Source organism: Tessaracoccus palaemonis, assembly GCF_019316905.1.
Classification (GTDB): domain Bacteria; phylum Actinomycetota; class Actinomycetes; order Propionibacteriales; family Propionibacteriaceae; genus Arachnia; species Arachnia palaemonis.
Genome location: NZ_CP079216.1, coordinates 1,884,305 through 1,898,202 on the forward strand (window position 1 = coordinate 1,884,305; position 13,898 = coordinate 1,898,202).

Here is a 13,898-nt window from a genome sequence, read left to right on the forward strand (position 1 = left end):
ACTACCCCCGGGGGGAGCGCGCGGCCCGCACGACGAGTTGAGCCTCATCCAGGGCGACAGCGACGGAGCCCTGCTCGTCGGTGCGCGCGACCGTCATGCCGAGCCGGGTGCTGAGCTCGAGGGCCGCCTCGGCCGGGTGGCCGTAGTCGTTGTCGCGGCCGGCGCTGGCCACGGCCAGACTGGCTCCCGTGGCCGCGAAGAACCGGGGCTCCTGGCGCGCCGACCCGTGATAGGGAAGCTTGAGGACGCTGGCCGACAGGCTGATCCCCAGTCGCGCCGCACCGCGCAGCGCCGCCGCCTGGCCAGCGGGCTCCGCATCGCCGGGCAGCACCACCCTCAGCCCGCCGGACTCCGCCACGGCGACGACCGACGCGTCGTTCTCCGCGCTCCCCTCTCCCTCTCCCGCGACCCCGGGCCCGGGTGGGGCCTGCCCGGTGGAGACGGTCGTCCAGGTGACATCGCCCACGACGATCGACTCGCCCGGAGCGGTGGAGCGCACGGTGGCCCCGACCGGACCGGCCGCGGCGCTCAGCCAGGCGGGCACGGCACCGCCGCGCACGAGGACAAGCCCCGGCCTGTAGCGCGCGATGATCTCCGTCGCGCCGCCGACGTGGTCGGCGTGATAGTGCGTCAGCACGAGCAGAGGAACCGCGTCGATCCCTGCCGCGTCCAGGCACGTCAGCGCAGGCGCGGGCTCCGGCCCGGCGTCGATCACCACCGCCGCCCGGGGCCCGGCCCTGATGAGGGTTGCGTCTCCCTGCCCGACATCGCAGAACACCGCGTTCCACTCCCCTGGCCAGCCGAGCGGCACCGGTCGGATGAGGCAGGCGGACACGAGGAGCGCCGCGAATGCCGCCCCGCCCCACGGGCTCCGCAGGGCGACCACCAGCAGGCTACCCAGCGCGGCGGAGCCCAGAGCCACGAGCACCAGTCCCGACGTCGTCGCCGGCCATTCCCAGGAGGCACTCGGCAGCGATGCGCCGCCTCCGGCCAGCCACAGGATCGGCTGGGCACACCACCCGGCAAGCCAGGCCGGCAGCACCGCGGGCACCCCCAGCGGACTCAGGAAGGCCGCCACGAAGCCCAGCACGGTGGTCGGTCCGACGAACGGGCCGGCCAGGACGTTGGCGAGCACACCGACGACGGAGACGTGGTCGCTGATCGCCGTCACGATCGGCTGCGTGGCCAGCTGGGCCGCGATGGGCACTGCCAGCGACTCCGCGAGCCAGACGGGAAGCCAACGCGCCAGGGAGGACCGCAGGAGGGGACCGAGCAGCACGATCCCCGCGCAGGCGAGCACGGACAGCGCGAACGCCGCCGACGACGCCAGCCAGGGGTCGAGCCACAGCAGGACGCAGACGGCGAGGCTCAGGGCCCGCAGGCTGCGTCGGCCCCGCCCCGCGCCGATCCCCGCCAGCGCGATCAGCCCCATCGCCGCGGCCCGAAGCACCGACGGCTCGCTGCCGCACAGCACGATGAAAGCGGCCACGCCGACTGCGGCGAGCCCCCGTAGTCCCCAGCCGCGCACTCCGCAGACCCTGGCCGCAGCCAGGAGCGCCCCCAGCATCAGGGAGAGGTTCGCTCCGGAGACGGCCATGAGGTGCGTCAGCCCCGTGGACCGGAAGTCCTCCCTCAGGCCCTCGCCCACCGCCCTCGTGTCGCCGACCACCAGCGAGGGGACGATGGCGGCCTGGTCGGGCGGAGAGTGCGCCATCGCGGCGCGTAACCCCTCCCGCAGGGTGGCCGCCCAGGCGTCCGCTGGCCCCGGCGCTGCCACCTCCTGCGGAGCCGACCGGAGGCTCACGACGGCCGCCTCGCGATCGGACAGCTCCGTGGCACCGAGCCGCGCGACCGCGCGGTACCGGCCGCCCACGCGGAGCGCGAGCAGATCATCCGCCCGCTCCCCCGACCCGAGGAGCACCACCGGCACGGACGCGCCGACCTCCACTCCACGCGCCTGCACGCGTACGAGATCCGCGTCGACCGCCACGGCCCTGGCTCCCTGATGCGGGAGTGCCCGCACCACGAACTCCACCGTGCCGATCCGCCCGTCCGCCGCGAGGTCGGCCACGGGCGACCCGTGGCGCTGCCAGGAAAGCGCCCCCGCGGCCAGCGATGAACAGGTGAGCACCAGCAGGCACACCGCCAGCCACCATCGCCCCGCCCGCGCCGCCACGACCATCGCGAGCACCACCGCCGCGGTCAGCGGAAGCAGCACCCGGGGCTCGGGGCGCCAGCCGGAGACACCGACCCAGGCGCCGACCCATGTCACGGCCGCCACCGGCACCAGCCTCAGGTCATGCGTGGCGCTCATATCGTCACGAGTTCCCTGAGCTGCTCGTACGTCTTCGGCCCGATGCCACTGACCTCCTGCAGATCGTCGACGGCGCTGAACGGGCCGCTCTCCGCGCGCCACGCGACGATCGCCGCGGCGGTGACCGGCCCTACCCCCGGCAGCTCCTCGAGCTGCTCGGCTGTGGCGGTGTTGAGGTTCACCAGCAGACCCTGGGTGGCGGTGGCCTCGCCCACGATCTCCCCCGCGGGGCTCTGGCTGCTCCCCACGACGATCTGCATGCCGTCCGCGAGCTGCGCCGCCAGGTTGAGCAACGCTGGATCGGCCTCCTTCGTCAGGCCTCCGGCGGACTCGATCGCGTCCTGCACGATCGCGCCGGGGCTGACGAGAACGACGCCGGGGCTGCGGACCTCTCCGGCCACGTGGACACGCAGCGGAGCCGACGAGGATGGCCCGTCTGTGGTGGAGACCGCTGCGGCCGGCGCTGCCGTGCTCACGACGACAGGCTCCACAGGAACCACGGTGGCTGAGCTGCGACCGAGCGTCGCAAAGCTCACGCCGATGCCGATCAGTACGAGCAGCGCGACGACGGCGACGTGGCGCAACTGCACCCTGAACCGCGGGAGGAGGGGTGGCACGGGCGCTGAGGCAGGCGGCTGCGACGCCGGCGCGTCGTCGTCCACGACACCGCGCCGCGGGTCTCCCAGGCCGCGCCGCCCCGCCCCCAGGTATGCGAGCCGGGCACGGATGAGTTCCTCGTCGTCACTTCGTCCCATGCGACCGTGATGGTCATTCCCGCCCCCGGCGCGTCAGACTCCGCGCCAGCTGTGGAGAATTCGGTCGGCAGGACCGCAGGTCACCTTCCGGGCACGAGGCTCAGCATCTTCGGCAGGCGCGCGATGACCTTGACGATCTCGCGGCCGGCCAGCGAACGCTGCACGCCCTCATCGGCCAGCGCCAGCTCGAGGGCCGCCTCCTCTGTCACGTCGGCGGGAACCTCCAGCTTGCCGCGGATCTTGCCCTGGATCTGCACAACCATCGTGACGGTGTCGTCCCGGGTCAGGGACTCGTCGTAGGCGGGCCATTCGCTGTTCGCGATCGACGGCGGCAGGCCGAGCGCCTCCCACATCTCCTCCGCGACGTACGGGGCAACCAGGCTCAGCGACTGCGCGATGAACATCGTGGCCTCCCGCACGGCCGGATCGGCTGGGCCGGCAGCCCCGTCGATCGCCTTGCGCGTCGCGTTGACGAGCTCCATGGTGCGCGCGATGGCCACGTTGAAGCGGCCGGACTCGATGAGCTGCGAGATCTCGCCGATCGCCTTGTGCGTCGCCTTGCGCAGCGCGGCGTCGCCGGCCGCGAAGTCCACGTCGGGAGCGGACGTCACCTCGGAGGCGATGCGGTAGGCGCGCTGCAGGAACTTCAGGCTGGAGGCCGGGGACATGTCGGCCCAGTCGATGTCGTCCTCCGGAGGGCCGGCGAACACGACGGTGAGGCGGACCGCGTCGACGCCGAACTCGTCGATCTGCGCGCCCAGGTCGACACCGTTGCCGAGCGACTTGCTCATCGCGCGGCCCTGGTTGATGACCTGGCCCTGGTTCAGCAGCTTGAGCATCGGCTCGTCGAAGTCGACCATGCCCATGTCGCGCAGCACCTTGGTGAAGAACCGCATGTACAGCAGGTGCAGGATCGCGTGCTCGACGCCACCGACGTACTGGGCGACGGGCATCCAGTTGCGGACTGCCTCCACGTCGAACGGGCCGTCGGCGAAGTGGGGCGAGCAGTAGCGGAAGAAGTACCACGAGGAGTCGACGAACGTGTCCATCGTGTCGGTGTCCCGCTTGGCCGGGCCGCCGCACCGGGGGCACGTCGTGGCGACCCAGTCCGTCGCCGCGGCCAGGGGCGAGATGCCCTTGGGAGCGAGGGCGGCGCCGCGCAGGTCGGGCAGCTTCACCGGCAACTGGTCGTCGGGGACGGCGACCTCGCCGCACTGCTCGCAGTGCACGATCGGGATGGGGCAGCCCCAGAAGCGCTGGCGCGACAGCAGCCAGTCCCGCAGGCGGTACTGGATGGTGCCGGTGCCGGTGCCCTGCTCCTCCAGCTGGGCGATGATCGTCGACACGCCCGACTTCTTGTCGCTCAGGCCATCCAGCAGCCCGGAGTTCAGGTAGGCGCCGTCGCCGACCGTCGCGACGCCGGTGACCGCGGGGTCGGTGCCGTCCACGTCGAGCACCGTGCGCACGGGCAGGTCGTATTTCAGGGCGAAGTCCAGGTCGCGCTGGTCGTGAGCGGGCACGGCCATGATCGCGCCGGTGCCGTAGTCGGCCAGCACGTAGTCGGCCGCCCAGACGGGCACCTGCTCCCCGTTGACCGGGTTGGTGGCGCTCAGACCCAGCCAGACACCGGTCTTCTCGTGCTCGGTCGACTGGCGTTCGATCTCGGTGGTCTTCTTCACCTGCTCCAGGTAGGCGTCGAAGGCGGGACGCTGGGCGGCGGTCACCAGCTGCTGCGCCAGCTCACTGTCGGGAGCGACGACCATGAAGGTGGCGCCGAAGAGCGTGTCCGGGCGGGTGGTGAACACGGTGACGGGCTCGTCGCGGCCCTCGATGGCGAACTGGACGTGCGCGCCCTCGGAGCGGCCGATCCAGTTGCGCTGCATGGCGAGGACGTGCTCGGGCCAGCCACCCTCCAGCTGCTGCATGTCGTCCAGCAGCTGCTGGGCGTAGTCGGTGGTCGTGAAGTACCACTGGTTCAGCTTGCGCTTGGTGACCTCGGTCCCGCACCGCTCACAGTGCCCCTGGACGACCTGCTCGTTGGCGAGCACGGTCTGGTCCTTCGGGCACCAGTTGACGTAGGAGTCCTTGCGGTACGCCAGCCCGCGCTCGAAGAACCGCAGGAACAGCCACTGCGTCCAGCGGTAGTACTCCTCGTCGGAGGTGTGCAGCCGACGCGACCAGTCCAGGCTCAGACCGTAGCGCTTGAAAGAGCGCACCTGCGTCTCGATGTTGGCGTAGGTCCACTCGGACGGGTGCGTATTGTGCTTGATCGCCGCGTTCTCGGCGGGCAGACCGAAGGAGTCCCAGCCGATCGGGTGCATGACGTCGAAACCCTTGAGGCGCAGGTAGCGCGAGACGACGTCGCCCATGGCGTACGCCTCGGCGTGCCCCATGTGGAGGTCGCCGGAGGGGTAGGGGAACATGTCGAGCACGTAGCGGCGCTCGCGACTACCGTCATCGAGCGGCTCGAAGGTGCGGTCGGCCTCCCAGAAGGCCTGCCACTTCTCCTGCGCCTGCACCTTGTCGTAGTGACCCGGTTCCTGGCTCACGGCTCATCTCCTGCACGTTGAAATCGGCGCGCGGAAGACCTCCGCGCACTAAGGCGCCAAATATACCGCGCGGCGCCGCGGCGTCCCTAGTCGGAGAGCCGCGGGCCCACCCGTCAGGACGCGAGCAGTGCGTCCACCTCTGCGGCGGTCGGGGGCTTGGCCCCCTGGCGCGTGCAGACGATCGCGGCGGCGGCCGCGCCCCGGGCCAGCGCACCCTCCACGTCGGAGGGGTCCTCCGCATACGCCGACAGGAACCCGGCCATGAACGTGTCCCCCGCACCGACGGTGTCGACGACCTCGACGCGCCGTCCGGGGACCCGGACGACCCTGCCGTCGGGCTTCACCGCGGCCACGCCGTCGGGGCCGAGGGTGACGATGAAGAGGGAGAGCCCGAACTCCTCGGCCCACGTGCCAGCGTAGGCCAGCGGATCCGAGTCGTCGTCGACGAGCCAGGCGATGTCCTCGTCGCTGGCCTTGGCGATGCCGCCGTTGCGGCCCACCGCGGCCATCAGGTCGGAGATCCGTGCGAAATACTCGGCGCGGTCGGGCAACGTCGAGGGGCGGACGTTGAGGTCGAAGCTGACGGTCGCCTCGGTCTGGTTCACGAAGTCACGGACGTGCCGGAAGCCAGGCTCGATGATGGTTCCGATGGAGCCGAGGTGCAGCCAGTCGTCCCCGGCGAGGGTGGGGAACTCCTCGGGTCGCCAGTTGAAGTTCGTGGTGCCCTCGAAGTGGAAGGCGTAGGTGGCCTTGCCCTCGTCGTCGAGGCTGACGACGGCCATGGTTGTCGGGTCGTCGGTGGTGACGGCCAGGTCGAGCTGGGCGCCGGCCGATGCCAGGTGCGCTGACAACTGCCTCCCGAACGCGTCGGTGCTCAGTCGGCCGAGAAAATGGGTGTCGCACCCGAGCTTCGCAAGGGCCACCGCGGAGTTGAGCGGCCCCCCACCGGAACGCGCGACCCACAGGCTCTCCTCCGGCGAGAGCACCTCCTGGGGCATGAGGTCGATCAGGGCCTCACCACATACGACGAAACGCATGGCTGCACCCTACCGGCATCGCTCACCTCGGCCTGCGTCCGGCCCGGAAAGTTCGCGGCGACGTCGCCTCGCGGTGCACCTGGGCGGCGAACAGACCGAACGGGTTCCAGGGGTCGATGAGAGCCAGCTGCTCCAGGCAGCAGCTGTGCGCCGCGCCCCGACCCGTGGTCCAGGACCCCAGCGCCAGCAACCCGAGCACATCTCCCACGAGGTGGTCCGGCACCACGGCCCTCGCCTGGGCCAGATGCTCCCAGATGCGGTCGCCGATCTCGGGCCCCACGGAGCGGCCGAGCAGCCGCTGCGCGAGGGCCGACTGACGCTCCTCGTCTCCGAGCAGCGTGCCGAGGATGAGCGCCTCGTGGGCGGTCAGCGGGCCAGGTCGCTCGGCCAGTTCCCTCGTGAGCCGCATCGCCCGACGCTCGGGGAGCGCGGCGGCCTCCTCGAGCGCGCGCAGGGCCTCTTCGTCGCAGACGGGATGGTGCAGCAGCACCGGCGCGACCGCGGTGTCCCTGTCCGGTTCGATCCGGATTCCCTCGTAGACGGCCTGCGCGGCGAGACCGGTGTTCTCGAACTGGAACGGCGCCTCCTCGCAGTCTCCGCACAGGCAGAGGAAGCTGCCGTCCCGCAGGAGGAACTCGTCCGTCCGTCGGCCGTGACCGACGACCGTGAGCAGCTCGTCCATGGCCAGCCGCACACCGTCCTCGTCGGCGCCGTACCCGATGAGCACGATTGCAGCCTCCGGCACCTGGGAGGCGGCGCGCTCCAGCTGGGAGGCGACAGGGAAGAAGTCGTGCGCGAACCAGTCGAGGTCGACGCGGATGCAGCATGCGACCACGCCGGCGTCCAGCAGCAGCAGGACGACCGATTCACGCGGGTGAAAGCCGAGCAGGACGGGAGGTGCGGCCAGGATCTCTTCGCGGCTGGCTCCGCGGATGATGACAGGGTTCATGTGTCCGTGATGACGGTTCGGGGTCCGTGTGGCCCAACTTCGTACGGCCCTGTGGACACAGGCCAGTACGCTGGCCGCATCATGAGCAACGCGCAGTGGCCCGGCCAGGGCAACCAGAACAGCTCGCCGTGGGCGAGGCAGGACCCGAACTGGCGCCCGCAGCAGTTCCATGACGCTCCCGCGCGCGACCCCCGACAGCCGTTCGGTCAGCAGCCGGGCGGTGCGCCGCAGCCTGCCTGGGACCCGGAGCCACCCAAGGGCTCGCCCAAGAGGATCTGGTACGTCGTCGGCGCCATCGTGATCGTGGCCGCGGTGGTGTTGGGCATGCAGTTCCTCGGGGGGCCGCAGGCCACCTCCACGGCCAGCCCGTCCGCCAGCGTGGCCACGGCGGCCCCGACGGCCACCCGCACGGGCAACTACATCCCGTTCGAGGGCAACGGCGACGGCATCTTCGAGATCGTGTCCGCCTCGTGGGACGGTGAGGACCAGCTGAACCTGCGGGTCCGGGTCGAGGTGACGGGTGGCGAGTACAGCTTCGCGCTGTTCGCCTTCACCAACGACACCAGGGAGAGCTACGACCCAGTCGACCCCGGCGCATTCAGCGCCTCCGAGGACGCACCGTTCGAGGGGGACGTGACCTTCATCATGCCCAAGGCCGACTCGACCATCGTCCTGACGACGCCGTCGGGGCGCATCGCCCTGAACGCTCTGCCCGTGAAGGGCTGAACGTCCCTCAGCTCACCCCGGCGGTCCCTGCCGCTGCCTCGGCCTTCTCGCGTTCCGCGATGGCGTCGGGGTGGTCCTTGCTCAACATCACGACCCCGTAGACCGCCACCGCACCGAAGACGACCATGCCGATGATGGAGGCAACCGTCAGGTCGGTGCCCTCGCCGAGCACGATGAGCCCGAACAGCACCGCGACGAGAGGATCGACCGTCGTCATGGTGCCGACGGTGATCTCCGCGGGCCCGGAGGCGTAGCCCTGCTGGATCATCCACACCCCGAGCCCGTAGCAGGCGATCATCATGGCGATGGTCGCGATGATGTGCCAGCCCGTGAGCGGGTGACCATGCTGGTAGAGCAGCATCGCGGCCTTCATGAAACCGGAGGCGAGTCCGTAGAACGTTGCGCCCACGGCGGACCACAGCATCGCCTTGGCCCAGGGCGCTGCGCGCATGGCGAAGAACGACATCACGGCGCACACGATGCAGACGATGACGAACGCGGAGACCATCGGCGGGAAGGTGAGTTCCTTCTCCCCCGTCGCATACTTCGCGGAGAACACCGTGAAGCCCATCACCCCGAGGATGGTCACGGCGACGGCGAGCCACAGCTTCCGCGTGATCTGGTGCTTGTGGATGCGGGAGGCGAGCAGGACGGACCACGGGACGGCGAGGATGCCGACCGGCTGCACGACGGCCACCGGCGCGAACGACAGGGCGACGAGATGGATGCCGGCCCCGACGAGCACGAACAGCAGGCCGAGGAGCCATTTCGGGATCAGGAACAGCGAAAGGAGCCCGCGCAGGGAAAGCCTGTTGCTGGAGGCCGAACGACCCGAAGCGAACGTGCTGTGGACGCCGAGGCTCTGGAGGATCGCCCCACTCGCGAAGAGGAACGAGGACACGACCTGCATGCCGATCGCGACGAAGATCATGGGATCCACAACTGGCCTCCTGGGCGCTGGCTGACCTGGGAATCGTATCCGACAGGCCTCCGCAACCGGCTCGGCCCGGGGTCTGGCCAGGGTGCGACCAGGGTCCAGGTTCGTCAGCCCGTGTAGACCACGACCTTGTCGCCGACCTGCGCGAGGTCGAACAGCTTCGCGACGGCGGCCTTGTCGCGGACGTTCACGCAGCCGTGCGAGGCGCCGTTGTACCCTCGCGCCGCGAAGTCGGACGAGTAGTGCACCGCCTGGCCGCCGCTGAAGAACAGCGCGTAGGGCATCGACGTGTGATAGAGACTCGACACGTGGTCCCGCGACTTCCAGTTCACGGAGAAGACACCGTTGCGGGTGGGCGTGAGCTCGGAACCGAACCGCACGTCCACCACCATCGAAATCTTGCCGTCGACCACCCAGGCCAGCTTGCGCTGGGCCTTGGAGATGCAGATGACGCGCCCGGAGAGGCACCGGTCATCCAGCGTCATGGACGTGGAGGACGCCGTCGGGACCACGTTGTTCAGCTCGTCCGTGGTCGGGGTGCGGGTCATGGCAACCAGACGGTCGAGGGTGCGCTGGTCGACCTCACCCGTGACAGGGATCCCCCGCTTCTTCTGGAACCCCTTGACCGCCTCCACTGTCACGTCCCCGTAGTTGCCCGTGATGTCACCGGAGAACCAGGCGATCTGCTTGAGCCTGGCCTGGATGTCCTTGACCTCGTCCCCGCTGTCGCCCTTCCTGAAGAGCGCGGGGCCGGCGCGCAGGATGTTGTGCATCTCGTCGTCGGTCGGCTGCCGGGTCATGTCGACGAGCTTGTCCCAGGTCTCCTGATCCACCTCCCCGGTGGCATTGAACCCCCGCTTGGTCTGGAACCCCTCGACAGCCAGGCGCGTCTTCTCGTCGAACGTGGATGTGATGTCGCCCTCGTACCACTGCAGCTGCAGCAGCCGGTGCTGGAGCTCACGAACCTCGTCGGAGTCGTCGCCCTCCTTCAGCAGCGCGGCCGACGTGGGGGTGGGCGTCGGCGTCTCGGTGGCGTCCGGGGTCGCCGTCACGGACTCCGCCGCGCTCGGCGTCGGAGACGGCGTGGGAGTGGAGGTGGCGGGCGGGGTGGAGGCGACAGCGACGCTCGTCTCGACGACAGGCTCGGCCGGCACGGCCTCCGGGTCGGGGGCGCACCCGCTGAGCGCGGCGATCAGGGCGACCGCGACGGACGCGGCGGCGTACTTCCAGTGGACTCTCACGACACAGACCTCGGGGAAGAAGACGTCGGTGGACATGTGGAGCATACGTTGCGTCGAACCGGGGAGCCGCACAACACGCTCGGGTCCCGCGTCAGACGGCGTCCGCGGCGCGGCTGTTCAGGCGCCGGCGCCGCTGCTTCCAGTCCGGCAGGTACATCCCCATGAACCACTGGAAGTCCGGCCCATGGTCCGCCACCCTCAGGTGCGTGAGTTCGTGGACCACGACGTATTCGAGCAGGTCGGGTTCCCGCTCGGCGAGCGCCAGGTTCAGCGTGACTGCCCGGGAGCGGACATTGCAGGTGCCCCACCGCGTCGTCATGCGGCGCAGTTTCAGCGATGAGGCCTCGCGGTCGACCACCGGTTGCCAGGCGGCCAGCATCCCCTCGGCGACGCGGCCGAGCTCCCGGCGGTAGAACGCGTCCAGCGCCCTGCGGAGACCGGCGTCGTCGGGCCCGGTCAGGAGCAGGCTGCCGTCCGGGTTACGGTTCGCGGTGGCCCGGGGGCCCTGTCGGACCTCGAGCTCGAGCTCGTTGCCCCAGAGCGGAACCCGGGTCAGCTGGGAGAGTCGTTTCTCCGCCGGAGGCTCGACCGACTGCATGCGGTGGCGCGCGTCGGCCAGCCAGTCGAGGTTGGCGTCGAGGAAGGCGTAGACCGTCGACATGGGCGCGCGCCGAGGCACGCTGAGCCGGATCTCTCCGGTGTAGCGCTGGACGCGCAGCCGCAGCGTCTTGACGTCCTTGCGGGTCACCTCGACATGGAATCCCCTGTGTTCGAGGCGTACGGGACGGGCGGCTGGGCTCCTCATGGTGTCCCCAGGCTAGACGGCGGCTCCGACAGTCTCACCGGTTCGACATCGCCCGTCACGACTGCGCGTTTGATCGGCGCAGCGCTCAGTAACCGGGCAGTAACCTGACCCCCGATGTCGCGGATGAGGCCCTGAAGTAGCAGACTAGGAGGGTGCCCCCTGAACTGGTCGTGCTATGTCTCGTCGTCGTCACCGCTCTGGCGTTCGACTTCACCAATGGATTCCATGACACCGGGAACGCGATGGCCACATCCATCGCGACCGGTGCGCTCCGCCCCAAGACGGCGGTCGCGCTGTCGGCGATCCTGAACCTCGTTGGCGCGTTCCTCTCGGTGCAGGTCGCCCTCACCGTCACGAACGCGGTCGTGCGGATCCAGGCCGACGACGGCTCCCCCCGCGCCGAGTTGATCGCCGACGGCGGCATGTCGCTTCTGCTGATCATCCTCTCGGGCCTGGTCGGAGCGATCGTCTGGAACCTGCTGACCTGGCTGCTCGGCCTGCCGTCCAGCTCTTCGCATGCCCTGTTCGGAGGCCTCATCGGCGCTACCATCGCCGGCCTCGGCGTGGAGGGCGTGAAATGGGTCGGCGACGGGACCAAGCTCGACGGCGTCGTCGGCAAGGTCATCCTCCCCGCCCTGATGTCTCCGTTCATCGCCATTGCGATCGCCACGGTCGGCACCTGGCTCGTCTACAAGGTGACCGAGGGCGTCGCCAACAAGTACCGTGAGTCCGGCTTCCGCTGGGGACAGATCGGGTCGGCCTCGCTGGTCTCGCTGGCGCACGGCACCAACGACGCGCAGAAGACCATGGGCATCATCACCCTCGCCCTGATCGCCACCGGCGCCTGGACCGACCTGACCGCGGTCCCGTTCTGGGTGAAGCTCGCCTGCGCTCTCGCCATTGCACTGGGCACCTACATCGGTGGCTGGCGCATCATCCGTACGCTCGGCAAGGGGCTGGTCGAGATCAGCGCGCCGCAGGGCATGGCGGCAGAGTCCTCCTCCGCTGCGGTCATCCTTGCCTCCAGTCACCTGGGATTCGCGCTGTCGACGACGCATGTCGCCACGGGATCGATCCTCGGGTCGGGCGTCGGCAAGCGCGGAGCGAAGGTCAACTGGAACGTGGCGCTGCGCATGCTGATGGCCTGGGGTATCACGCTCCCGGCGGCCGGGGCGATGGGCGCTCTGACGTGGTTCGTCGGCCACACGATCGGCGGGCTCGCCGGCGCGCTGGTCGTCTTCGCCATCCTGCTGGCCCTGTCGCTGTGGATGTTCCTGTACTCGCGCCGCACGCGCGTCGACCACAGCAACGTCAACGACGAATGGGTCGAGAACGCCACCGACCGTACCCCCGAGACCGCCGCAGCCGCCAGGAGCGCCCGATGATGAACCAGCTCTGGCTCGCCCTGGAGGGCGGCTTCCACGTGCTCCTGGCAGGCATGGTGCTCGGCGCCGGGCTGCCGCTCATTTTCTCGCTCGGCATCCGCGCGCTCTCGTACGGGGTCGGTGGCGACGCCGACATCGTCAACCACAAGCCGCATCCGGTAGCCCGGATCGTCGCGTACCTGTGCTTCGCCATCGTGATTCTGGCGATCCTCTACGGCATCGCCGTGATCGTGAGTCACGGCCTGGGGATCGACCTCTACGTACCCGGCGACCTGATCTGACGCCGGGCCGCCCCCTCCGCCAGCCGCACCAGCCAGCTGGCCGCGGCGGTCGGCCTGCCGCGCCACACCGCCCTCAGCTCTCTCCCGAGCAGCATCCCGGCGGTGGGCACGACGACGAGCCGAGGATCGCTCAGCGCAGCCAGTTCGCTGATCACCCCCGGTCCGGCCCCGGCGAGCACACCCTCACGGACGGCCGCGTTGCTGCCCAGCTCCAGCGCCGCCCGCGCGGGTCCTTCGCCCCGCAGCGCCGCATCCAGGGTCGCCCGCCCGCCGGATCCCGGCTCCCGGAGGACCAGCCTGGTGGCCGCGAGCTCGGCCGCGGTGATCGGGCCGCCTGAGGTCCACGGGTGCGACGGCGGCACGACGACCACCAGCTCGTCCCTGCCCACGACGGCGGACCGGAGCCCGGGCCGCACCTCAGGGGTCTCGACGAACCCCAGCTCGTAGCGTCCGGCCTCGACGAGATCGAAGACCTCCTCGCTGTTGCAGACCTTGAGCCGCACCTCGAGCCCCGGTCGCGCCGCGTGCGCGGCCGCCAGCCAGGCCGGTAGGAGCTGCTCGGCGATCGTCTGCGAGGCGGCCACGTCCAGGTGTCCGCTCAGCTGCTCGTTGGTCGCGGCGGCCTCGGTCATCAGGGCATCGGCCGCGGTCAGCACCTGCCGGGCGGCCTGGAGGATCCGCTGCCCCTCCGGTGTCAGGCGGGCACCGCGGGGATGTCGGACGAGCAGCCGGACCCCGAGCTGCGCCTCCAGAGCCGCCAGATTCCTGCTGGCATTGGGCTGTGCGATCCTCAGCGTGCGGGCGGCCGCCCCGATGCTGCCCTGATCCGCGACCGCTGCCAGCAGTTCCAACGCCACGAGGTCCGGCCACCGACTGGTCATATCGGAATCGTATGCCCTCACCCGGGATCGAGGGCTAC

The 13,898-nt window shown here is 70.2% G+C and carries 12 protein-coding genes; 3 read left to right on the forward strand and 9 right to left on the reverse strand.

Annotation, left to right across the window (positions count from 1 at the left end; translation table 11 throughout):
* Position 1: 1 nt before the first annotated feature.
* From KDB89_RS08595 to KDB89_RS08615, 5 genes are all read right to left on the reverse strand, one after another.
* Positions 2-2,314, reverse strand: a complete 2,313-nt coding sequence (locus KDB89_RS08595; RefSeq protein ID WP_219080175.1) for a ComEC/Rec2 family competence protein — start codon at positions 2,312-2,314, stop codon at positions 2-4.
* Positions 2,311-3,069 carry a ComEA family DNA-binding protein gene (locus tag KDB89_RS08600; protein WP_219080177.1) on the reverse strand — a complete coding sequence of 253 codons (759 nt, stop codon included), beginning with the start codon at positions 3,067-3,069 and terminating at the stop codon, positions 2,311-2,313. Before KDB89_RS08600 ends, KDB89_RS08595 begins: the two co-directional genes overlap by 4 nt.
* An 80-nt stretch (positions 3,070-3,149) precedes the next feature.
* Entirely contained in the window at positions 3,150-5,618 is a 2,469-nt protein-coding gene (gene leuS, locus KDB89_RS08605; protein WP_219080179.1) for a leucine--tRNA ligase, read from the reverse strand.
* A gap of 113 nt (positions 5,619-5,731) precedes the next feature.
* Entirely contained in the window at positions 5,732-6,655 is a 924-nt protein-coding gene (locus tag KDB89_RS08610) for a PfkB family carbohydrate kinase (RefSeq protein WP_219080181.1), read from the reverse strand.
* 22 nt (positions 6,656-6,677) lie between these two features.
* The gene (locus KDB89_RS08615; RefSeq protein WP_219080183.1) at positions 6,678-7,604 is read right to left on the reverse strand and encodes a DUF4192 family protein; all 927 of its coding nucleotides are present in this window, start codon (positions 7,602-7,604) and stop codon (positions 6,678-6,680) included.
* An 81-nt stretch (positions 7,605-7,685) separates the two neighbouring features.
* Here KDB89_RS08615 and KDB89_RS08620 point away from each other — a divergent pair, with 81 nt between their 5' ends.
* Entirely contained in the window at positions 7,686-8,330 is a 645-nt protein-coding gene (locus KDB89_RS08620) for a hypothetical protein (RefSeq protein WP_219080185.1), read from the forward strand.
* A gap of 7 nt (positions 8,331-8,337) precedes the next feature.
* On the opposite strand, the gene KDB89_RS08625 is transcribed toward KDB89_RS08620, so the two are convergent.
* The 3 genes from KDB89_RS08625 to KDB89_RS08635 form a co-directional block, all read right to left on the reverse strand.
* Entirely contained in the window at positions 8,338-9,270 is a 933-nt protein-coding gene (locus KDB89_RS08625) for a DMT family transporter (RefSeq protein WP_219080188.1), read from the reverse strand.
* A gap of 104 nt (positions 9,271-9,374) precedes the next feature.
* Positions 9,375-10,544, reverse strand: coding sequence for a L,D-transpeptidase family protein (locus KDB89_RS08630; protein ID WP_219080190.1), 1,170 nt, complete (start codon positions 10,542-10,544; stop codon positions 9,375-9,377).
* 55 nt (positions 10,545-10,599) lie between these two features.
* Positions 10,600-11,313 (reverse strand): M48 family metallopeptidase, encoded by a 714-nt coding sequence (locus tag KDB89_RS08635; protein WP_219080192.1) that lies wholly within the window; start codon positions 11,311-11,313, stop codon positions 10,600-10,602.
* Positions 11,314-11,465: 152 nt separating this feature from the next.
* Here KDB89_RS08635 and KDB89_RS08640 point away from each other — a divergent pair, with 152 nt between their 5' ends.
* Both KDB89_RS08640 and KDB89_RS08645 read left to right on the forward strand, forming a co-directional pair.
* Positions 11,466-12,698: an inorganic phosphate transporter gene (locus KDB89_RS08640; RefSeq protein WP_219080194.1), complete on the forward strand. Its 1,233-nt coding sequence runs from the start codon at positions 11,466-11,468 to the stop codon at positions 12,696-12,698.
* Positions 12,695-12,979, forward strand: coding sequence for a hypothetical protein (locus KDB89_RS08645; protein WP_219080196.1), 285 nt, complete (start codon positions 12,695-12,697; stop codon positions 12,977-12,979). The genes KDB89_RS08640 and KDB89_RS08645 overlap by 4 nt, the downstream gene beginning before the upstream one ends.
* Here the strand turns inward: KDB89_RS08645 and KDB89_RS08650 are convergent.
* Complete coding sequence (locus KDB89_RS08650) at positions 12,955-13,860, reverse strand: LysR family transcriptional regulator (protein WP_219080198.1); 906 nt, start codon at positions 13,858-13,860, stop codon at positions 12,955-12,957. The genes KDB89_RS08645 and KDB89_RS08650 overlap by 25 nt on opposite strands.
* Between the last annotated feature and the right edge of the window lie 38 nt (positions 13,861-13,898).

Bases quoted from the DNA above. Each gene is read 5' to 3' on its own strand.
- KDB89_RS08595 (WP_219080175.1), bottom strand. From the start codon at position 2,314: ATGAGCGCCACGCATGACCTGAGGCTGGTGCCGGTGGCGGCCGTGACA.
- KDB89_RS08600 (WP_219080177.1), bottom strand. From the start codon at position 3,069: ATGGGACGAAGTGACGACGAGGAACTCATCCGTGCCCGGCTCGCATAC.
- KDB89_RS08610 (WP_219080181.1), bottom strand. From the start codon at position 6,655: ATGCGTTTCGTCGTATGTGGTGAGGCCCTGATCGACCTCATGCCCCAG.
- KDB89_RS08615 (WP_219080183.1), bottom strand. From the start codon at position 7,604: ATGAACCCTGTCATCATCCGCGGAGCCAGCCGCGAAGAGATCCTGGCC.
- KDB89_RS08620 (WP_219080185.1), top strand. From the start codon at position 7,686: ATGAGCAACGCGCAGTGGCCCGGCCAGGGCAACCAGAACAGCTCGCCG.
- KDB89_RS08630 (WP_219080190.1), bottom strand. From the start codon at position 10,544: ATGTCCACCGACGTCTTCTTCCCCGAGGTCTGTGTCGTGAGAGTCCAC.
- KDB89_RS08635 (WP_219080192.1), bottom strand. From the start codon at position 11,313: ATGAGGAGCCCAGCCGCCCGTCCCGTACGCCTCGAACACAGGGGATTC.
- KDB89_RS08645 (WP_219080196.1), top strand. From the start codon at position 12,695: ATGATGAACCAGCTCTGGCTCGCCCTGGAGGGCGGCTTCCACGTGCTC.
- KDB89_RS08650 (WP_219080198.1), bottom strand. From the start codon at position 13,860: ATGACCAGTCGGTGGCCGGACCTCGTGGCGTTGGAACTGCTGGCAGCG.